Source organism: Amycolatopsis orientalis DSM 43388, from assembly GCF_000411975.1.
GTDB lineage: Bacteria > Actinomycetota > Actinomycetes > Mycobacteriales > Pseudonocardiaceae > Amycolatopsis > Amycolatopsis orientalis_D.
In genome coordinates, this window is sequence record NZ_ASXG01000072.1 from 1 (window position 1) to 20,252 (window position 20,252).

The 20,252-nt window shown below is 70.5% G+C and carries 18 protein-coding genes and 1 pseudogene; 14 read left to right on the forward strand and 5 right to left on the reverse strand.

The window, feature by feature from the left end; translation table 11 throughout:
- Nucleotides 1–266: 266 nt before the first annotated feature.
- Nucleotides 267–725 (reverse strand): GatB/YqeY domain-containing protein, encoded by a 459-nt coding sequence (locus tag L942_RS12180; protein ID WP_037359107.1) that lies wholly within the window; start codon nucleotides 723–725, stop codon nucleotides 267–269.
- A 125-nt stretch (nucleotides 726–850) separates the two neighbouring features.
- On the opposite strand from L942_RS12180, the gene fmt reads away from it, so the two are divergent.
- From fmt to L942_RS12195, 3 genes are read left to right on the forward strand one after another with little or no spacing between them, the layout of a single operon-like run.
- Complete coding sequence (gene fmt, locus L942_RS12185) at nucleotides 851–1,777, forward strand: methionyl-tRNA formyltransferase (RefSeq protein ID WP_037359110.1); 927 nt, start codon at nucleotides 851–853, stop codon at nucleotides 1,775–1,777.
- Complete coding sequence (locus tag L942_RS12190; protein WP_106964879.1) at nucleotides 1,774–3,198, forward strand: RsmB/NOP family class I SAM-dependent RNA methyltransferase; 1,425 nt, start codon at nucleotides 1,774–1,776, stop codon at nucleotides 3,196–3,198. Before fmt ends, L942_RS12190 begins: the two co-directional genes overlap by 4 nt.
- Nucleotides 3,195–3,701 (forward strand): flavoprotein, encoded by a 507-nt coding sequence (locus tag L942_RS12195; protein ID WP_037359112.1) that lies wholly within the window; start codon nucleotides 3,195–3,197, stop codon nucleotides 3,699–3,701. Before L942_RS12190 ends, L942_RS12195 begins: the two co-directional genes overlap by 4 nt.
- Before the next feature lie 173 nt (nucleotides 3,702–3,874).
- Here the strand turns inward: L942_RS12195 and phoA are convergent, their stop codons facing one another.
- Nucleotides 3,875–5,278 carry an alkaline phosphatase gene (gene phoA / locus L942_RS12200; RefSeq protein WP_037359115.1) on the reverse strand — a complete coding sequence of 468 codons (1,404 nt, stop codon included), beginning with the start codon at nucleotides 5,276–5,278 and terminating at the stop codon, nucleotides 3,875–3,877.
- A gap of 169 nt (nucleotides 5,279–5,447) precedes the next feature.
- On the opposite strand from phoA, the gene rpe reads away from it, so the two are divergent.
- The 5 genes from rpe to L942_RS12225 all read left to right on the forward strand — a co-directional run bounded on the left by rpe (nucleotide 5,448) and on the right by L942_RS12225 (nucleotide 9,140).
- The gene (gene rpe, locus L942_RS12205; RefSeq protein ID WP_037359118.1) at nucleotides 5,448–6,131 is read left to right on the forward strand and encodes a ribulose-phosphate 3-epimerase; all 684 of its coding nucleotides are present in this window, start codon (nucleotides 5,448–5,450) and stop codon (nucleotides 6,129–6,131) included.
- An 83-nt stretch (nucleotides 6,132–6,214) separates the two neighbouring features.
- Nucleotides 6,215–6,820: a riboflavin synthase gene (locus L942_RS12210; RefSeq protein ID WP_037359121.1), complete on the forward strand. Its 606-nt coding sequence runs from the start codon at nucleotides 6,215–6,217 to the stop codon at nucleotides 6,818–6,820.
- A 33-nt stretch (nucleotides 6,821–6,853) separates the two neighbouring features.
- Nucleotides 6,854–8,185, forward strand: a complete 1,332-nt coding sequence (locus L942_RS12215; protein ID WP_037359124.1) for a bifunctional 3,4-dihydroxy-2-butanone-4-phosphate synthase/GTP cyclohydrolase II — start codon at nucleotides 6,854–6,856, stop codon at nucleotides 8,183–8,185.
- Nucleotides 8,182–8,688 (forward strand): 6,7-dimethyl-8-ribityllumazine synthase, encoded by a 507-nt coding sequence (ribH, locus tag L942_RS12220; RefSeq protein WP_037359128.1) that lies wholly within the window; start codon nucleotides 8,182–8,184, stop codon nucleotides 8,686–8,688. The genes L942_RS12215 and ribH overlap by 4 nt, the downstream gene beginning before the upstream one ends.
- 5 nt (nucleotides 8,689–8,693) lie before the next feature.
- Complete coding sequence (locus L942_RS12225; protein WP_037359342.1) at nucleotides 8,694–9,140, forward strand: PH domain-containing protein; 447 nt, start codon at nucleotides 8,694–8,696, stop codon at nucleotides 9,138–9,140.
- Nucleotides 9,141–9,144: 4 nt separating this feature from the next.
- Here L942_RS12225 and L942_RS12230 read toward each other — a convergent pair whose 3' ends face one another.
- Nucleotides 9,145–9,930: an exodeoxyribonuclease III gene (locus L942_RS12230; protein ID WP_037359131.1), complete on the reverse strand. Its 786-nt coding sequence runs from the start codon at nucleotides 9,928–9,930 to the stop codon at nucleotides 9,145–9,147.
- Between the two features lie 81 nt (nucleotides 9,931–10,011).
- Here L942_RS12230 and L942_RS12235 point away from each other — a divergent pair, with 81 nt between their 5' ends.
- The 6 genes from L942_RS12235 to L942_RS12260 all read left to right on the forward strand — a co-directional run bounded on the left by L942_RS12235 (nucleotide 10,012) and on the right by L942_RS12260 (nucleotide 17,484).
- Nucleotides 10,012–10,245: a DUF2283 domain-containing protein gene (locus L942_RS12235; RefSeq protein ID WP_037359133.1), complete on the forward strand. Its 234-nt coding sequence runs from the start codon at nucleotides 10,012–10,014 to the stop codon at nucleotides 10,243–10,245.
- Nucleotides 10,246–10,326: 81 nt separating this feature from the next.
- The gene (gene uvrC, locus L942_RS12240; RefSeq protein WP_081655037.1) at nucleotides 10,327–12,366 is read left to right on the forward strand and encodes an excinuclease ABC subunit UvrC; all 2,040 of its coding nucleotides are present in this window, start codon (nucleotides 10,327–10,329) and stop codon (nucleotides 12,364–12,366) included.
- 50 nt (nucleotides 12,367–12,416) lie between these two features.
- Entirely contained in the window at nucleotides 12,417–13,274 is an 858-nt protein-coding gene (rapZ, locus tag L942_RS12245; RefSeq protein WP_020658140.1) for an RNase adapter RapZ, read from the forward strand.
- Nucleotide 13,275: 1 nt separating this feature from the next.
- Nucleotides 13,276–14,238: a gluconeogenesis factor YvcK family protein gene (locus tag L942_RS12250; RefSeq protein ID WP_037359138.1), complete on the forward strand. Its 963-nt coding sequence runs from the start codon at nucleotides 13,276–13,278 to the stop codon at nucleotides 14,236–14,238.
- A gap of 36 nt (nucleotides 14,239–14,274) precedes the next feature.
- Entirely contained in the window at nucleotides 14,275–15,264 is a 990-nt protein-coding gene (gene whiA, locus L942_RS12255) for a DNA-binding protein WhiA (protein WP_037359142.1), read from the forward strand.
- A 1,245-nt stretch (nucleotides 15,265–16,509) separates the two neighbouring features.
- Nucleotides 16,510–17,484, forward strand: coding sequence for an LLM class flavin-dependent oxidoreductase (locus tag L942_RS12260; RefSeq protein WP_037359145.1), 975 nt, complete (start codon nucleotides 16,510–16,512; stop codon nucleotides 17,482–17,484).
- Between the two features lie 50 nt (nucleotides 17,485–17,534).
- Here L942_RS12260 and L942_RS12265 read toward each other — a convergent pair.
- A pseudogene (locus L942_RS12265) lies at nucleotides 17,535–19,580 on the reverse strand (PQQ-dependent sugar dehydrogenase); the annotation flags it as partial.
- 207 nt (nucleotides 19,581–19,787) lie between these two features.
- Nucleotides 19,788–20,228: a PPOX class F420-dependent oxidoreductase gene (locus L942_RS12270; protein WP_037359348.1), complete on the reverse strand. Its 441-nt coding sequence runs from the start codon at nucleotides 20,226–20,228 to the stop codon at nucleotides 19,788–19,790.
- Nucleotides 20,229–20,252: the final 24 nt, after the last annotated feature.

Here is a 20,252-nt window from a genome sequence, read left to right on the forward strand (position 1 = left end):
AGCACCCCAAGACCGCAGGGAGGCTTCGTATCGGGGTGCGGGGGAGGGGCTGGGTGCCTCGATGGGTGGGGGCGGCGGGTGCGGTTTTCGGGGTGAGGGGTGCCGCGATGCCGCGTTGGGTGTGTGGGAGCGGCGAATGCTGTGTTCGGTGCGTCGGGCTGACCGGGCAGGGGGGCCGTGAAGGGCTCCTTGAGGGAATCTAGGTTCGTGAAGGGGCCCCTCACGGACGAACGCAAAGGGTCAGCCAGGCAAGGGGAGTGCGTGGGTCAGTTGGTGGAGAGCTGGCGTTTCACCTCGGCGGCGACGCGGGAGCCTTCGGCGCGGCCCGCGATTTTCGGCTGCACTGCTTTCATCACCGCGCCCATTCCGGCCATTCCGGAGGCGCCGGTCTCCGTCACTGCCTCGGTGACCAGGGCGCGCAGCTCGTCGTCCGAGAGTTGGGCGGGCAGGTAGGCCGTGAGGACCTCTGCTTCGGCTCGTTCGCGTTCCGCGGAGTCCGCGCGGCCTGCCTTGTCGAAGGCTTCGGCGGCGTCGCGGCGTTTCTTCACCTCTCGGGTGATGATTTTCAGTATCTCGTCGTCGGAGAGTTCGCGGGCGCTGTCGCCGGCGGTTTCTTCGTAGCCGATCGCCGAGAGCGTCAGCCGCAGCGTTGCCGAGCGCAGCTGGTCCCGGGCCTTGATCGCGGTCGTCAGGTCGTCGTGCAGGGTCGCTTTCAGCGTGGTCATATCCCCGATCCTGGCGCCCGCCGCGGCTGGCTGCCCGCGCCGCGCCGCCGGCGAGGGGGTCTTCTAGACTCGCTTCCGATGTCCGACCAGCCTGAAATCCCCTTTTCGCTCCCGGAGGTGCGGTGATGCGTCTCGTTTTCGCCGGCACCCCGGAGCCTGCCGTGCCGTCGTTGCGCGCGTTGATCGAGTCCGAGCGGCACGAGGTCGTCGCGGTCGTCACGCGGCCCGACGCCCAGGCCGGGCGCGGCCGCAAGGTGTCGCGGTCCCCGGTGGGCACGCTCGCCGACGAGCACGGCATCGAGGTGCTCACTCCCGCGCGCGCCGGTGACCCGGCGTTTCTCGCCCGGCTGCGCGAGCTGGCGCCGGACGTTTGCCCGGTCGTCGCGTACGGGGCGCTGCTGCCGCAGTCCGCGCTCGACATTCCGGCGCACGGCTGGGTCAATCTGCACTTCTCGCTGCTGCCCGCCTGGCGTGGTGCGGCGCCGGTGCAGGCGGCGATCCGGGCCGGGGACGAAATGACCGGCGCGTCGACCTTCCGGATCGTGAAGGAACTCGACGCGGGGCCGGTGTTCGGCGTGGTGACCGAGCCGATCGGCCCGGAGGACACGGCGGGCGCGCTGCTCGGCAGGCTCGCCGAATCCGGGGCCAACCTGCTGGTGTCCACCGTGGACGGCATCGAGGACGGCACGCTCCGCGCGGTCGAGCAACCGGCCGAGGGCATGAGCTACGCGCCGAAGGTGACCGTCGAGGACGCGCGCGTGTCGTTCGCCGACCCGGCTTCCGCGGTCGACCGGCACATCCGTTCGGTGACGCCGGATCCCGGCGCGTGGGCGGAATTCCGCGGCGAGCGGTTCAAGCTGGGGCCGGTCACCGTGCTCGACGAACCCGGTCCGCGGCCGGGCGAGCTGGTGGTCGAGCGCAAGCGCGTGCTCGTGGGCACGGCGACGAAACCGGTGCGGCTGGGCGAGGTCCAGGCCGCCGGCAAGAAACGGATGGCGGCCACCGACTGGGCGCGCGGCACGAGGATCGACGAAGGAGAGCGCCTCCAGTGAGCGAGCGTGGAGAACGGCGGCCGTCGCGGCCGCAGCGGGGCCGTCCGGCACCGCGCAAACAGGGACCGCGTCGTCCGCCGGAGATCGACCCGGCCCGCCAGGTCGCGTTCGACGTGCTGCGCGCTGTCCGCGAGAAGGACGCGTACGCCAACCTCGTCCTGCCGCAGTTGCTGCGGGAACGTCGGGTAGGCGGCCGCGACGCCGCGCTGGCCACCGAGCTGACCTACGGCGCGGCCCGCGCGCAGGGCCTGCTCGACGCGGTGATCGCCGCGTGCGCCGACCGGCCGATCGAGAAGACCGACCCGGTCGTGCTCGACGCGCTGCGGCTCGGCGTCTACCAGCTGCTGCGCACCCGGATCCCGGAGCACGCCTCCGTAGGGTCCACTGTGGACCTCGTGCGCGCCGAAGCCGGTTCGTGGGCAACGGGATTCGCCAACGCCATCCTGCGCGCGGTGTCCACAAAGGACGAAGCGCAGTGGCTCGACGAACTGGCTCCGGACGAGGCGGCCGACCCGATCGGCGCGTACGCGCTCCGCACCGCGCACCCGCGCTGGGTCGCCCGGTCGTTCGCGGAAGCGTTGGGGGACAAGGGCGCTGAGCTGAAAGCCGCCCTCGAAGCCGACGACGCCCGCCCCGCGGTGCACCTGGTCGCGCGTCCCGGAGAAATCAGCGCCGACGAACTGGCCGCCATCACCGGCGGCGACCTCGCGCCGTACTCGCCCTACGGCGTGCACCTGCCGGCCGGCGCGGGCGACCCCGCCGACGCGGAACCGGTGCGCGAGCGCTTGGCCGCGGTGCAGGACGAAGGCAGTCAGCTGTGCGCCATCGCCGTGAGCAAGGCTCCGCTGGAAGGCTCCGACGAGCGCTGGCTGGACCTCTGCGCGGGTCCCGGCGGCAAAGCGGCGCTGCTGGGCGCACTGGCCAAGGTCAGCGGCGCGCACGTGGACGCCGTCGAGAAGGCTCCGCACCGCGCCCGCCTGATCGAGAACGCGACCGAAGGCCTGCCGGTCACCGTGCACGTCGCGGACGGCCGCGAATCCGGCCTCGAACCGGGCTACGACCGGATCCTGGTCGACGCCCCGTGCAGCGGCCTCGGTGCGTTGCGCCGCCGCCCCGAAGCCCGGTGGCGACGCAAGCCGTCGGACGTCGCGGACCTCACCAAGCTGCAGGGCGAACTGCTGATGGCGGCGCTGGACCTGGTGCGCCCGGGCGGCATCGTCGCGTACGTCGTCTGCTCGCCGCATCTGGCCGAAACCGAAGGAGTGGTAGGCGAAACCGCCCGCCGGACCAAGTCGGAGATCGTCGACGCCCGCGAGTTCTTCCCCGGAGTCCCGCAGCTCGGCGACGGCCCGTACGTCCAGCTGTGGCCGCACCGACACGGCACCGACGCGATGTTCTGCGCGGTGCTGCGCAAACCGTGACGGATCTAGGCCTGGTCGCCAGCTCGTGCGGCGGATTGGACACCCGGTTCACCGACGAGCTGGCGAAACCAGCGGCCGCCCGAGGCTGGCGGCTGGCCATCACCCTCACGCCGACCGCCTGGAACTGGCTGAAAGCGACCGGCGGCCTGGGCGAACTCGAAGCCACGACGGACCTTCCGGTGCGCAGCGCCTCCCGGCTGCCCGGCGAACCGCGCCCGCATCCGGACCCGAAGGTCTTCCTCTTCGCGCCCGCATCGGCGAACTCGGTGGCGAAGCTGGCCCTGGGCATCGCCGACAATCAAGCACTCACACTCCTCGGCGATGTCCTTGGCACACCAGGAATCACCCTCGTCGTGGCCTACCAGATCCAGGACACCCGGGTGCACCACCCAGCCTGGCAGCGCCACCTGGACACCCTCGCCAAAGCAGGCGTCCGCCTGCACCGCCTGGACCCAAGACGCCCGTGGTCAGAACCCCTGGACCTGCTGCCCTCGCCCGCCTGACCTCGTAGCGCCCAGCCCTGACCCGGCCGCACTCGCGCACCCGACATCGAGGCACCCAGACCCGGCCCCGCACCCCGATACGAAGCCTCCCGTCAGCACAATCAGGCTTCGGGGTGCCCCACGCCACTCACCGGGGCGCAATGTCGCCCGCCAGGGCGACGAGCCGTCAACCGTCAGCGCAGCCGAAGCGCCCTCTTCACCGTCCCGAACAAATCAGTCTGATTAGTCAGCCCCACAACATTCGCCGCCTGCGGCCCATAAGCCGCGATCCGCACCTGCGTCCCGGTGTGCTCCATCGAAGACCCGGGCAGCGCAGTCCCGTAATTGAGGGTCATGTTCGCCCCCTCATTGGTGATCAACGTGGCAGTCTGCCCAGGCGTCTTAGCATCGTTGGACACGATCTGACTGGTGTGCCCGTGGTCCGCGGTCACCACCACGAGCGTGTCGGGGTGGCTGCGCGCATAAGCAAGCCCAGCCGCCACCGCGGCGTCGAAATCGATTGTCTCGCCGATCTGCCCGCAGGGGTCGGCCGCGTGGTCCTGCTTGTCGATCGAGGCACCCTCGACCTGCAGGAAGAAGCCCTTGGTGCTCCGCCGGTCGTCGAGCAGCTGCAACGCCTTCTGCGTCTGCGCCAGAAGCTTCGGCTGCGTCTTCGGCAGCACCGGGTTCGCGGTGCAGCGGGCCGGCGCGGTGCCGCCCTGCGTCGCCTTCGGGCCGGTCCAGTTGACCGGCAGGTTGCCCGGCGCGAACAGCCCCAGCAGCGGCTTGCCCGGCTGGGCCTTGGCGAGGTCGTCGGCGGTGTCGACCACGGTGTACCCGGCGGCCTTGGCCTGCTCCAGGACCGGCTTGCCCTTGAACTGCCCGGCGGTCGCCAACTGGGCGAAGTACTTCGCGCCGCCGCCGAGGAGGACGTCCGGGCGGGTCTGCACGAGCTGCTCGGAGATCGAGCCCGCGCCGCCGTTCTCCTTGGCGTTCCGCGCGCACTTCCTGGTCGTCTCGTCCGGGCCCTTGCAGTCGCGGTCGACGACGTGCGCGCCGAGCACGGCCGGGGTCGCGTCCTGGACCTCGGCGGTGGTCACGTCGCCGGTGCGCAGGCCGCTGCGCTTGGCGAGTTCGAGCAGCGTCGGGACCGGGTTGCCGTAGGCGTCCACGGAAATCGCGCCGTTGTAGGTCTTCGTGCCGGTCGCCCATCCGGTGCCGGACGCCGCGGAGTCGGTCACGTAGTCCGGCTTGGCCGGGTTGCCCTTCTCGACCGCGTAGGTGGTGTAGTCGCCGGTCAGCGGGAACTCGTCCATCGCGAGCCGGCCGGCCGCGCCGCGCTCGTAGTTGCGCGCCGAGGTGATCTCGGACTGGCCCATGCCGTCGCCGATGAACAGGATGACGTTGCGCGCGTGCCCGCCCTGGATCGCCTGGCGGATCTCCTGCGTGCGGTCGCCCGAACCGGCCGAAGCGGTGCGCGCGCCCTGGTCGTCCTGGTTGCCCTGCGCGGCGATCGCGACCGGGGCGGCGGCGACCAGCGCGACGCCGAGCGCGCCCGCGGTCAGCCACTTGCGGCGGCCTGCCAAGACCGTTCTCATGGTTCTCCTCGATGTGCCACTCATCCGGAATTTCCGAACATGACCCATTAGTGCTCGCTGATGTGTTCGACACGGATCATCCGGATGAGCGCCCGGTGTCCGGAAAGCGAACTCCGGTGCGGTCACGGCCGGTGAACAGCGGGGAACCGGGCCCTCTTACACTCGGCTCGTGGCTTCACCTCTCATCGCACCCAGCATCCTGTCCGCCGACTTCGCCAAGCTCGGCGAGGAGATCGCGGCCGTCGCGCACCCCGGGGACACCCGGGCGGACTGGGTGCACGTGGACGTCATGGACGCGCACTTCGTGCCCAACCTGACCCTCGGCCTGCCGGTGGTCCAGTCGCTGCTGAAATCCACTGACCTGCCGCTCGACTGCCACCTGATGATCGACGATCCGGACCGCTGGGCGATCGGCTACGCCGAGGCCGGCGCGTACAACGTCACGGTGCACGTCGAAGCTGCCGCGGACCCGGTCATGCTGGCCAAGAACCTGCGTGCCGCGGGGGCGAAGGCGGGGCTGTCGATCAAGCCGGGCACGCCGCTCGAACCGCACGTGGAAACCCTCAAGCACTACGACACGCTGCTGGTCATGTCGGTCGAACCGGGCTTCGGCGGGCAGTCGTTCATCGCCGACGTGCTGGAGAAGGTGCGCACCGCGCGCCGGCTGGTCGACACCGGGCACCTCAAGCTGGTCGTCGAGATCGACGGCGGGATCAACTCCGACACCATCGAACAGGCCGCCGAAGCGGGCGTCGACTGCTTCGTCGCGGGCTCGGCCGTGTACGGGGCCGAGGACCCGGGCCGCGCCGTCGCCGCCCTGCGCGAGCAGGCCGCCCGCCTCCGCGTCAGCTGACCTTCGGCCCGGGGAGCCCCCGGGCCCGGGCGGGTGTTGGATGGAGGGGCCACCGAAGGCGGTGGCCGGGCGAGGAGGCAGCAGTGTTCACGGGAATTGTCGAAGAGGTCGGCGAGGTCACCGCGGTCGAGCAGCTCACCGACGCGGCTCGGCTCACCGTGCGCGGACCGCTGGTCACCTCTGACGCGGCCCACGGCGATTCGATCGCGGTCAGCGGCGTCTGCCTGACCGTCGTCACCGTCTCCGGCGGCGAGTTCACCGTCGATGTGGTGAACGAAACACTCCAGCGTTCGAGCCTCGCGAAGGTGGCCGTCGGCGACGCGGTGAACCTCGAGCGCGCCACCCCGGCGGGCGGACGGCTCGGCGGGCACATCATGCAGGGCCACGTGGACGGCACCGGCGTCTTCCTCTCCCGCGACGAACGCGGCGTGACGACGTTCTCCCTGCCCCCGGCCCTGTCTCGGTACGTCGTGGAGAAGGGGTCGATCGCCGTCGACGGCGTTTCGCTCACCGTCGCGAGCATCGCCGAGGACCGGTTTTCGGTCGCATTGATCCCCACCACCCTCGAGGCGACGACGCTGGGCAGGCGGGAAGAAGGCGACCACGTGAACCTCGAAGTGGACGTCGTAGCGAAGTACGTGGAGAAGCTCACTGCGCCACACGTGGCGGCGAACGCGCACAATGTGTGACATCCACCCGGCGGCGGCAGCGAAGGAGCACCCGTGAGCGAGACGAAGGCGGCCGAGCCGCAGACCGGATGGACCCCGTGCGGAGCAGGCGCGGCGGTCGACGTGGACGCCATCGAGGCCGCGATCGCGGACATCGCCGCCGGGCGGGCGGTGGTCGTCGTGGACGACGAGGACCGCGAGAACGAGGGCGACCTCATCTTCGCCGCCGAGAAGGCGACGCCGGAGCTGCTCGCGTTCATGGTGCGCTACACCTCGGGCTACGTGTGCGTCGCGCTCACCGAGAACGAGGCGGACCGGCTCGACCTGCCGCCGATGTACCACACGAACCAGGACCAGCGCGGCACCGCGTACAGCGTCACGGTCGACGCGGCCGAAGGCATCACCACCGGCATTTCCGCCGCGGACCGCGCGCACACCACGCGGCTGCTGGCCAACCCGGAAGCCACCGCGAAGGACTTCCGCCGCCCCGGGCACGTGGTCCCGTTGCGCGCCAAGGAAGGCGGCGTGCTGCGCCGTCCGGGGCACACCGAGGCCGCGGTGGACCTGGCCCGGCTCGCCGGACTGCACCCGGCGGGCGTGCTCTGCGAGATCGTGTCGCAGAAGGACGAGGGCGACATGGCCCGGCGCGACGAGCTGGAAGTGTTCGCCGCCGACCACGACCTCAAGATCATCTCGATCGCGGAGCTGATCGCCTACCGGCGGCGCACCGAAAAGCAGGTCGAACGCGTCGCGGAGGCGCGGATCCCGCTGGCCGCGGGCACGTTCCGCGCGGTCGGGTACGACAGCCTGCTCGACGGGATCGAGCACGTCGCCTTCGTGTACGGCGAAATCGGCGACGGCGAGGACATCCTGGTCCGGGTGCACTCCGAATGCCTCACCGGCGACGTCTTCGGCTCGCTGCGCTGCGACTGCGGCCCGCAGCTGGACGCCGCGCTGCAGAAGGTGGCCGACGAGGGCCGCGGCGTCGTGCTGTACATCCGCGGGCACGAGGGCCGCGGCATCGGCCTGCTGCACAAACTGCAGGCCTACCAGCTGCAGGACGCGGGCGCGGACACCGTCGACGCGAACCTGGCGCTGGGCGTTCCGGCGGACGCGCGCGACTACGGCACCGGCGCGCAGATCCTGTGCGACCTCGGCGTCCGGTCGATGCGGCTGCTCACGAACAACCCGGCGAAGCGGGTCGGCCTCGAGGGCTACGGCCTGCGCGTCACCGGACGGGTCGCGCTGCCGATCTCGCCGAACCCGGAGAACCTGCGGTACCTGCGCACCAAGCGCGACCGGATGGGGCACGACCTCAGCCAGCTCGAGCACTACGACCAGGTCGGCGCGACCGACCAGGGCACCGAGGAGGACACCACGCGATGAGCGGCGAGGGGCGGCCGGACACCGCGCTCGACCTGCGCGACTGCAAGTCCCTGCGGCTGGCGGTCGTCGCGACGCGGTGGAACGCGAAGATCACCGACGTGCTGCTGGAGCGCGCGCTCGCCGCGGCGAAGGACGCCGAGCTGGAGGAAGAGCCCACGGTGATCCGCGTGGCGGGTGCGGTGGAGCTTCCGGTCGCGGCGCAGGCGCTGGCGCGCAACCACGACGCGGTCGTGGCGCTGGGCGTCGTGATCCGCGGCGGCACCCCGCACTTCGAGTACGTGTGCGACGCGGTCACCGCCGGCCTCACCCGGGTGGCGCTCGACGAGAGCACCCCGGTCGGCAACGGCGTGCTGACCTGCGACACCGAGCAGCAGGCGCTGGACCGCTCCGGCATGCCCGGCTCCGTGGAGGACAAAGGCTACGAAGCGGCCGTGGCGGCGCTCGACACCGCGCACGTGCTGCGCGGCCTGGGCAAGCCGTGGACCGAGCGGGGATTCGTGTGAGCGTGATGACCGAGCAGCAGACCACTCTGGTGATCCGGCCGCGCCGGGCGCTGATCATGTGCAGCGTGCTGGCGGTGGCGCTGCTCGCGGCGTTCGTGGTGGTCGCGGTCCTGCTGCGCAACTCGCACACCGGCGTCGTGTTCGAGACGTCGGACCAGGTCGCGATGATCGGCATCGGCATCGCACTGGCGGCGGGCACGATGCTGTTCGGCAACGCCCGGGTCCGAGCGGACGCGACGGGCATCGAGGTCCGCAACGTCCTGGCGCGGCGGGTGTTCACCTGGGACCAGGTGCTGTCGATCAGTTTCCCGGACGGCGCCTCGTGGGCGCGCCTGGAGTTGCCGGACGACGAGTACTTCTCGGTGATGGCCGTGCAGGCGGTGGACCGCGAACGTGCGGTGACGGCGGTCCGGGCACTGCGGAAGCTGCACCGGGCCGCGACCGGGGCCTGACTCCCTAGAGGTCCAGGTCCACGACGATCGGGGCGTGGTCGGACGGCCCCTTGCCCTTGCGGGCTTCGCGGTCCACGTAGGAATCGGTGACGGCCTTCGCGAAAACCGTGTTCCCGTAGACGAGGTCGATGCGCATTCCCTTGTTGTTGGGGAAATTCCCGGCGCGGTAGTCCCAGTACGTGAACGGGTGGTCGTACTTCAGCGGCCGCGGGAAGACATCGGACAGCCCGGCGTCGCGGAGCTTCTTCAGCGCGGCCCGCTCGGGTTCGGTGACGTGCGTGGACTCGGCGAACAGCGAGATGTCCCAGACGTCTTCGTCGGTGGGCGCGACGTTGAAATCGCCGAGCACCGCGAACGGGCGCGCGTGCCGCAGCTCTTCGCCGACGAGGTCGCTGAGTTTCTCGAGCCACTCGAGTTTGTAGGCGTAGTGCGGGTTTTGCGGCTCGCGCCCGTTCGGCACGTACACCGACCACAGCCGGATCCCGCCGCACGTCGCGCCGATCGCGCGCGCCTCGGCCTGCCCGTCGAAGCCCGGTTCGCCCGGCAGCCCGCGCACCACGTCGTCGAGGCCGATCTTCGAGAGGATCCCGACGCCGTTCCACCGCCCCAGCCCGTACGCGGCGACCTCGTATCCGCGCGCGACGATCTCGTCGGCCGGGAAGGCTTCGGTGGTGTTCTTGAGTTCCTGCAGGCACAGCACGTCCGGCGCGGTGCGGTCGAGCCAGTCGAGCACGCGCGGCAGCCGGGGAACGATGGAGTTCACGTTCCAGGTGGCGACGCGGACGGTCATGGCTGCTCCCTGATCGTTCGGCGGGTCGGCGAAGCTCTACGCTACGGCAGGCTCGTTGCCTCCGGTAAAGAGGGAGAAGCCGTGGCGGACCTCAGAGTCACCTACGACCGGACGGTCGATGCGGCCTACGTCTATTTCGTGGCCCCGGGCGATCCCGCCAAGTCGGCGTACATGTACGCCTGCGACGAGGACGCCGTCGGCGGAATGATCAATCTCGACTTCGGCGAGAGCGGGCAGCTGGTGGGCGTCGAAGTCCTGGCCGCGAGCACCAAGCTGCCCCGGTACCTGCTGGACTCGGCGGAGCAGCTCGGCTGAGAGAACGAAGCAGCCGCCTTCTCGCGCCCCGCACCCGGGGTCTCACGGAAACTGTCGGACCCTCGCCATACAGTGGGGCACGTGGCTGATCCGACCACCTACCGACCTCAGCCGGGGAGCATCCCGGACTCGCCTGGCGTCTACAAGTTCCGCGACGACGCCAAGCGGGTCATCTACGTCGGCAAAGCGAAGAGCCTGCGCAGCAGGCTGAACTCGTACTTCGCCGACCTGTCCGGCCTGCATCCGCGCACGCGGCAGATGGTCACCACCGCGGCGAGCGTCGAGTGGACCGTGGTCGGCACCGAGGTCGAGGCGCTCCAGCTGGAGTACAACTGGATCAAGGAATTCGACCCCCGGTTCAACGTCCGCTACCGCGACGACAAGAGCTATCCGGTCCTCGCGGTCACGCTGAACGAGGAATTCCCCCGGCTGCACGTCTACCGCGGCGCGCGCAAGAAGGGCGTCCGCTACTTCGGGCCGTACTCGCACGCGTGGGCGATCCGCGAGACGCTCGACCTGCTCCTGCGCGTTTTCCCCGCCCGCACCTGTTCCGCGGGAGTCTTCCGCCGGCACGGGCAGATCGGGCGGCCGTGTCTGCTCGGCTACATCGACAAGTGCTCGGCCCCGTGCGTCGGCCGGGTGACCGCCGAGGAGCACCGGGCGATCGTCGAGGACTTCTGCGACTTCCTCGCCGGCCGCACGGACGCGATGGTGAAGCGGCTCGAACGCGAGATGGCGCAGGCGTCGGAGGAGCTGGAGTTCGAGCGCGCCGCGCGGCTGCGGGACGACCTGGGCGCATTGCGGCGTGCGATGGAAAAACAGGCCGTGGTGTTCGGCGACGGCACGGACGCCGACGTAGTCGCCTTCGCGCACGACGAACTGGAGGCGGCCGTCCAGGTGTTCCACGTGCGCGGCGGGCGGGTGCGCGGGCAGCGGGGCTGGGTGATCGACAAGGCCGAGGAAATGGACGTCCCGGCGCTGGTCGACCACTTCCTCACCCAGTTCTACGGCGAGGAATCCGATCGCGCGGGCCGCGACGACGTCGAGACCGGTCCGGTCGTCCCGCGCGAGGTGCTGGTGCCGGAGCTGCCCGCGGACGCCGACGCGGTCGCCGAATGGCTGTCCGGTCTGCGCGGTTCGCGGGTGCGGCTGCGGGTCGCGCAGCGCGGCGACAAGAAGGCGCTCGCGGAAACGGTGGAGCGCAACGCCAAGGAAGCGTTCACCCAGCACAAGCTGCGCCGCGCGGGCGATCTCACCGCGCGGTCCGCGGCACTGCAGGAACTCCAGGACTACCTGGCGCTCGACAGCGCGCCGCTGCGCATCGAGTGCATCGACATCAGCCACATCCAGGGCAGCGACGTCGTGGCGTCGCTGGTGGTGTTCGAGGACGGGCTGCCGCGCAAGTCCGAGTACCGCAAGTTCGCGCTGCGCGAGGCGGCGACCGAGGGCGACGTCGCGTCCATCGCCGAGGTCGTGCGGCGGCGGTTCTACCGGTACCTCAAGGAAACGGCCGAAAACGCGGCCGAGGCAACGGAAACCGCTCCGGAAGCCGCTTCCGACGGCGAGGAACCGGGGGACGAGGCGGTCCGGCCGGTGCGCGCCGGGATCGATCCGGAGACCGGCCGCCCGCGCAAGTTCGCATACCCGCCGAACCTGCTGGTCGTCGACGGCGCGGGCCCGCAGGCCACCGCGGCCGCGGACGTGCTCGCGGAACTGGGCATCACCGACATCGCAGTCGTCGGGCTCGCGAAGCGGCTCGAAGAGGTGTGGCTGCCCGGAGAGCCGGACCCGATGATCCTGCCGCGCACGTCCGACGCGCTCTATCTGCTGCAGCGGCTGCGCGACGAGGCGCACCGGTTCGCCATTCGCTACCACCGCGAAAAGCGCGCCAAACGCATGCAGGCGTCCGAATTGGACAGTGTGCCCGGACTCGGGCAGGCTCGGCGCACCGCGCTGATCAAGCACTTCGGCTCGGTGAAGAAGCTCAAACAGGCCCGGGTCGAGGAAATCGAAGCGGTGCCCGGTTTCGGCAGGCGCACTGCCGAGGCCGTGGTGGCGGCACTGGCCGGGGAGACCGGCGCCGCACCGCGGGCAGTACCGGGAGGGGACCAGGGGTCGTGATCGGGAAGGAAGCACACGTGAGTGCGGAAGAGGAAAAACGAGGCAGCGGGATGGAGGTCGCGGTCGTCTCCGGCCTCTCCGGCGCGGGCCGCTCCACGGCGGCGAAATGCCTGGAGGACCTCGGCTGGTTCGTGGTCGACAACCTGCCGCCGGAGCTGATCGCCACCATGGTCGAGCTCGGCGCGCAGGCGCGGGGCGCGATCACGAAGGTGGCGGTGGTGATGGACGTGCGGTCGCGCGCGTTCACCGACGACCTGGCCTCGGTGATCAAGGACCTGGACGCGCGAGGGTACAAACCGCGCGTGCTGTTCCTGGAGGCCACCGACGCGGTGCTGGTGCGCCGCTTCGAATCGGTCCGCCGCGGCCACCCGATGCAGGGCGACGGCAGGCTCGCCGACGGCATCACCGCCGAGCGCAAGCTGCTTTCGCCGCTGCGCGAGGAGGCCGACCTGGTGCTCGACACGTCCGCGCTGTCGGTGCACGACCTGCGCGCGAAGATCGAGGACGCGTTCGGTTCCGAGGCCAGCACGCAGACCCGCGTCACCGTGCTGTCGTTCGGCTACAAGTACGGTTTGCCGATGGACGCCGACCTGGTGATGGACGTGCGGTTCCTGCCGAACCCGTTCTGGATCCCGGAGCTGCGCGAGCACACCGGCCTCGACGGCGAGGTGCGCAACTACGTGCTGTCGCAGGAAGGCGCCGAGGAATTCCTCGACCGCTACCACCAGCTGCTGCGGCTCATCGGCGCGGGCTACAAGCGCGAGGGCAAGCGGTACCTGACGCTCGCGGTCGGCTGCACCGGCGGCAAGCACCGCAGCGTCGCGATCTCCGAGGAACTCGCCCAGAGACTGTCCAATGAGGACGGCATGGCAGTAAAGGTGGTGCACCGGGATCTTGGCCGGGAGTGACGTGCGCGCGGTGGCGCTGGGCGGAGGACACGGGCTGCACGCGACGTTGACCGCGCTCCGGCGGATCACCCGCGCCGTCACGGCGGTGGTGACGGTGGCCGACGACGGCGGGTCGTCCGGCAGGCTGCGGCGCGAACTGGGGCTGCTGCCGCCGGGCGACCTGCGCCAGGCGTTCGCCGCCTTCGCCGCGGAGGACGGCGGGCGGCTGTGGGCGGAGGTGTTCCAGCACCGCTTCGGCGGCGACGGCGCGCTCGCCGGGCACGCCGTCGGCAACCTGCTGCTCGCCGGGCTGTTCGAGGTGCTCGGCGACCCGGTGGCCGCGCTCGACGAGGCGAGCAGGCTGATGGGCATCTCCGGCCGGGTGCTGCCGATGTCGCCGGAGCCGCTGGAGATCGAGGGCGAGGTCAGCGGCCTGGACAGCGAGGACCCGGACGCGATCCGGCGCATCCGCGGCCAGGTCGCGGTCGCCAGCACGCCCGGCCAGGTGCACCGCATCTCGCTGCACCCGGCCGGACGCCAGGAACGCCCGCCGCGCGGCTGCCCGGAGGCGATCGAGGCGGTGCTGGCGGCGGACGTCGTGTTCCTCGGCCCCGGCTCGTGGTTCACCAGCGTGCTGCCGCATCTCCTGGTCCCGGATCTGCACGACGCGCTCGTCCGCACGACGGCGACGAAGGTCGTCGTGCTGAACTTGGTCCCCCAACCGGGGGAAACCGGCGGATTCTCCCCGGAGCGGCATTTGGACGTACTCTTCGAACACGCGCCCGCGCTGCGGGTCGACGCCGTCGTCGCGGACCGTGATTCCGTCCCTGACCCGGCAAGCCTGCGCCGGGCGGCCGAACGCCTCGGAGCCAGGGCCTGCCTGGGGGCGGTGGCCGACCCGGTCGTGGCGGGACGGCATGATCCTGGTGCGCTCGCCCAGTGCATGCGAGAGGCATTGGGCCTCGGCGGGGAGCACTGTGGGTGACGGCGGGCGCGCAGCGAAAGGCAGGAGGGGCAGTACATGGCGATGACCGCCGCGGTGAAGGACGAACTGAGCCGGCTCGAGATCACGAAGATCGGGCCGCGCCGGGCGGAGGTCGCGTCGCTGCTTCGCTTCGCGGGCGGCCTGCACATCGTGGCCGGCCGGGTGGTGGTCGAGGCGGAGCTGGACACGGGTTCGGTCGCGCGGCGGCTGCGCAAGGAGATCCACGAGCTCTACGGGCACCATTCGGACGTGCACGTGATCACCGCGAGCGGCGGCCTGCGCAAGGGGACGCGGTACGTCGTGCGCGTGGTGAAGGACGGCGAGGGCCTGGCGCGCCAGACCGGGTTGATCGACCAGCGCGGACGCCCCGTGCGCGGCCTGCCCGCCGCCGTGGTGTCCGGCGGAGTGGCCGACGCCGAAGCGGCCTGGCGCGGCGCCTTCCTGGCCCACGGCTCGCTGACCGAGCCGGGCCGCTCGTCGTCCCTGGAAGTGACCTGCCCCGGCCCGGAAGCGGCCCTGGCCCTGGTCGGCGCTGCCCGGCGGATGGGCATCCAGGCGAAGTCCCGCGAGGTCCGGGGAGCGGACCGGGTCGTGGTCCGCGACGGCGACGCGATCGGCGCCCTGCTGACCCGCCTGGGCGCGCACACGAGCGTGCTGCAGTGGGAAGAACGCCGGATGCGCCGCGAGGTCCGGGCGACTGCCAACCGCCTCGCGAACTTCGACGACGCGAACCTCCGCCGCTCGGCCCGAGCCGCGGTCGCCGCGGCCGCGAGGGTGGAGCGAGCCCTGGAGATCCTCGGCGACACCGCCCCGGACCACCTGCTCGCCGCCGGCCGCCTGCGCTTGTCGAACCGCCAGGCGTCCCTCGAGGAACTCGGCCAGCTGTCCGACCCGCAAATGACGAAAGACGCGGTAGCTGGCCGGATCCGGCGGCTCCTCGCGATGGCGGACAAGCGGGCGAAGGAACTGAACATCCCGGACACCGAATCGGCGGTCACCCCGGAAATGCTGGAAGAAGAAGCCTGACCCCTGCTGGCGGCCGGGCTTGCCGAGGCCCTTCCCGGCGGCTTGCCGCGCGTGGCTGCCCAGCGCTGTGGGCTGGAGCCATGGCCAGTCACCTTGTGCGGGATGAGACGGCCTCGGCCGATGCGCGGGCTTGCCAGGGGAGCGGGGGGATCGTGCGTGTTTGCGCCGGTTCTTACCGGCGCCACCACTCACGACGGTCCGGACCGCCGAGCGTCGTAGCTTGGCAGCCCGCCTGAACCGGCTGCGGCCGGGCACTGCGAGGCACACTCCGCCAGCCGACTAGGCGGAGGAGAAACGGCCCCCGAGTCTCCGCGGGTGGGTTCGTGGGGAGAAGTGGCCGCCGTCAACCCGTCGGCGGGTTGGCCGCGGGAAATGCGCACCCTCATGCGCCGCCCAGCGACTAGGCGGGGCGAAGCGGCTCCTGAGGCTCCGCGGGTGGGCGAGCGGGGAGGAAGTGCCGTGGCCAGCTTGTTGGTGGGTTGGTGAGGGAGTGTGCGCTCTGAGGCTCGCTGGGCGGGCGAAGCGGTTCCTGAGGCTCCACGGGTGGGCGAGCGGGAGGGCGCCGTAGCCGACTTGTTGGTGGGTTGGCTGCGGGAAGTGCGCGTTCTGAGGCTCGCTGGGCGAAGCGGCTTCTGAGGTTTCGCGTGTGGGTTGATGGGGAGGGGGTGCCGCGGTCAGCTTGTTGGTGGGTTGGCGAGGGGAGTGTGCGTGCTGAGGCTCGCTGGGCTGGTGGGCGAAGCGGTTTCTGAGGTTCGCGAGCGGGGCGGAGTGCCGCGGCCAGCTCGTTGGTGGGTTGGTAAGCGGAGTGCGCGCTCGGAGCCCCGCTGGGCGGGGTGAAACGGGCTGGTGGAGAAGTGCCTGCCGGGTGAGTTGGCGAGAGAAGTTCGCATCCCAGTCCGGCGGGACGGCCAGGCGGGGGAGAAGCATCCGCCAAGCCCCACCTGACCGGCCTGACCGGTGCCGCGTCGAGCGTGGGCGCGAGGCTCGTGGATGCCGGTGAGAACCAGCACAAACCCCACGACGGCACACCCGCCCGAAGACCCCCCAGCGCTATCCGAGCCCGGCGCCATCCCAGCGTCCCGCGAGCGTTCCGTTGCGACTTCCGCAGCAACTCCCCACTCCACTCTGCGCATTCCGTCGCACTCCCCGAAAACGACCGCCCGCCCCGAAGCCCGCCCGCCACGACTTCGTCCACAATGGACAAATCACCCCCGCCGCCCCGCCGGATTCGCTACCGTAGGGGGCATGATCGATCTGCCGCTCTCCGCTCTTGAACTCGCGCTGGTCGAAGCCGGGCAGTCGGCCGCGGCGGCGCTCGAGCCGCTCGGCTCCGTCGCGCGGCGGCTGGACGACCTCGGCTACCGCCGGCTCTGGTTCGCCGAGCATCACGGTTCCCCGGCGATCGCCAGCGCCTCCCCGCAGGTGCTCGCGGCGCACGCGGGCGCGGTCACGTCCCGGGTCCGGGTCGGGTCCGGCGGGGTGCTCGCGCCCAACCACGCGCCGTTCGCGTTGGCGGAGCAGTTCGGGACGCTGTCCGCGCTCACCGGCGGGCGGGTCGATCTCGGGGTCGGCCGCGGGCCCGGTGCGCTCGATCCGGTGATCATCCGCGCGTTGCGCCGCGGAGCCGAGCCGGCTCAGGAAGCCGACTACCACGCCGACGTCGACGAGCTTCTGCAGCATCTCGGCAGCGACAAGGTGCTCCCGGGCGGAGTGACCGTGCCGGAGCCGTGGCTGCTCAGCTCCAGTCCGGCGGGTGCGGAGGTCGCCGCCGAGCGCGGGTTGCCGATCGCGTTCGCGCATCACATCCGGCCGGACAACACCGCCGCCTCGCTGGAGCGGTACCGGGAGAAGTTCCAGCCCTCGAAGTGGCGTTCCGAACCGTACGTGCTGCTGTGTGTCGAGACGATCTGCGCGGACACCGAGGCTGAGGCCGAATACCTGTCCGGGCCGATGAACGTGCTCAAATCCCACCTGCTCGCCGGCGGCGGGGGAGACCAGCCGATGCTCACGCCGGAGGAAGCCGCTGGTTACGAGATCGCGCCGGAGATGGTTCCGCAGCTCGAGCAATTCCGCGCGGCGCAGGCGTACGGCGAACGGGAGCAGGTCCAGGCGCGGCTGGCGGAGCTGGGGAAGCAGACCGGTGCGGACGAAATCATGGTCACGGTCCCGGTTTTCGACGCGAAGGCCCGCGTCCGCTGTTATGAACTGGTGAAAGAATGAGGTGCGGCAGGGGTGACCGGCGCCGCTCCGGTCACCCCTGCCGCGGCTTATCCGGCGAGCGCCGCGCCGGGGAACTTCAGCTGCACCACCACGTTGTCGATGGTGTCCGGCGTGCCGCCGAGCTTGTCGTTGTTCGTCGAGGTCACCCACAGATGCCCGTCGGGGGTCTTGGTCACCGAGCGCAGCCGGCCCCAGCGGCCAGAGAACACCGCCGACACATCGCCGACGCTGTCGCCCTTGATCTGCGTGACGAACAGCTGTTTGCCGGTCACCGCCGCGATGTAGATCCAGTCGTTCACGATCTCGATGCCCGACGGTCCGGCCTGCGAGGTCGGCCACGTCTTCTTCGGCGCGATCGTCCCCTTGCAGTCGCCGATCGTGCCCTCGCAGGCTGACCAGCCGTAGTTGCCGCCCTTCTGGATCAGGTTCAGCTCGTCCTGGCTGCTCTCGCCGAATTCCGACGACCACAGCCGCCCCTGCGAATCCCAGGCCAGGCCCTGCGGATTGCGGTGCCCGTAGCTCCAGACGTACCGCGCGTTGCCGCCGGTGGCGTAGAACGGGTTGTCGCTCGGCGCGGAACCGTCCGGGTTGAGCCGCAGGATCTTGCCGTTGAGCGAACTCTTGTTCTGCGCGTTGGCTTTGACCTTCGCGTCGCCGACGGTGGCGTACAGCTTGCCGTCCGGGCCGAATGCGATCCGGCCGCCGTTGTGGTACTGGTTCTTCGCCATCCCGGTCAGCACCGGAGTGGTGGTCTTCGACAGCGTGGTGCCGTCGTAGGTGACCTTCACGATCCGGTTGTCGCTCGAGGACGTGTGGTACAGGTACACCGCGTGGTCGGTGTTCCACTGCGGCGAAATCGCCAGCCCGAGCAGCCCGCCCTCGCCGTTCGTGGTGACCACGCCGGGGATCTTGCCGAGCGTCGTCTTCTCGCCGTCCGGGGTGATCTGCAGCAGTTCGAACCGGTCCCGTTCGGTCACCAAGGCGTTGCCGTTCGGCAGGAAACCGACCGACCAGCCGAGGTCGACCTTCGCGATGTCCTTGTCGTACGAGGGGATTCCGCCGCCCGCGCCGCTGCTGCCGGTGGTCTTCGCGGTGACCGCATTGCTCGCCGCGGACGTGTTTCCGTTGGGGTCACGCGCTTTCACGGTGAACGTGTACGACGTGTTCGGCTTGAGGTCGGTGACGGTCGCCGAAGTCTGCGTCGTGGTCGAGACGACGTCCTTGCCCTGATACACGTCGTAGCTCGCGATCGAGCCGCTGTCGTCGGTGGAAGCCTTCCAGGACAACGAAATGCTGTCCGAAGTGCTGCCGGTGACCTTCAGCGAACCCGGCACGCTCGGCGGGGTTTTGTCGTCGCTGGGCGGGGTTTTCACGCCGACGACGTTGCTCGGCTGGGACGGGTTGCCCGCCGCGTCGTAGGCGATCACCGAGATGTCGTACGACGTGTTCGGCGTCAGCTGGTCGACGGTCGCCGACGTGGTCTTGCCGTCCACGACCTTGAGCGTGTTGCCGCCGCGGTTGATCTCGTACCGCGTGACGCCGACGTTGTCCGTCGCCGGATCCCACCGGAAATCCGCCGCGGTGGGCCGGATGTTCGACACCTGGAAGTTCTTCGGCGGCGTCGGCGGTTCGGTGTCGACCGGGGCGCTGAAGCTGTCGGTGATCTTGTCGGTGTTGGGCCCGCCGTTCGCGGACGCCGAAACGGTGCGCACATGGTTGACGCCCGCAGTGAGCTGGACCGTCGCGGCGACGGTCTTCCAGGTCGTCCAGGAACCGGTGCTGGGGAAGGAAACCGTGCCTTTGTCGCCGCCGTCGACCACGAGCTTCATCGGCCGGTCGTCGGAAGTCCCGTTGGCGTAGCGGAAAGTCAGCGTGTGCGTGCCGGCTTGTGCCGCGTTGACCGAATAGTCGGCGTAGCTGCCGACGACGTTGTCGAAGTCCACGAATCCCTTGCCGGAGTAGCCGGCGTGGTTCGTGGCGATCTTGGCCTGGGAAAGCGTCGCGTCCTCGGACTCGTAGTCCCCGGTGGCCGCGGTGGCGGTCACGGGGGCCAGCAGTGCGCAGCCGAGCGCGGTCGCCGCGGTACCGGCGAACAGCGCGCTCAACGTCGAGCGTCGTGCCACGGGGGCCTCCTGCGTGAGGGGGATCGGGGCGGCGGCGGGGGAGAGAACGTCTTCGTTAGGAAACTTTCCTATTTATCGGGAGAGATCACACACCCTCGACGGGGGTGGTGTCAATAGTGCGATCGCAGCATCACGCTCCGCAGTCGTGACCGCGGAGCGCGAAGAGAATGGACCGGCCGGTCAGAACCCTGCGATGTCCGCCCGTGCGATCACTTTGGTGATCCTCGCCCGGACGAGGGATTCTTCCGGGACCGCGTTGCGCTTGCCGTAGGCCGGGCCGTTCTCCTCGCCCATGTACCGCGCGCCGAGCCGGGTGGCCCACTCCAGCATTTCGTCGAGGTCGTGGTGCAGTTCCGCTTCTGCGGTGAACTGGACGTAGGAGAACGGCGGCCGCTGGTCGTCGACGGCGAGCGAGAGCCGCGGGTCGCGGCGCAGGGCCTTGCCTTTGAGCGTGTCGGTGCCGGTGGTGAAGATCAGTTCGTCGCCGTTCGGGCCCTCGTTCAGCAAGAACCACACGGGCGTGACGACCGGGGCGCCGTTGGCCCGCACGATCCCCAGCATCCCGGTCCGCGTGCCCTCGCTCGCGAACTTCCACCACTCCGCCCTGGCCATCTCCCGCATGCCGGCCACGCTAGCCGTCCGCGT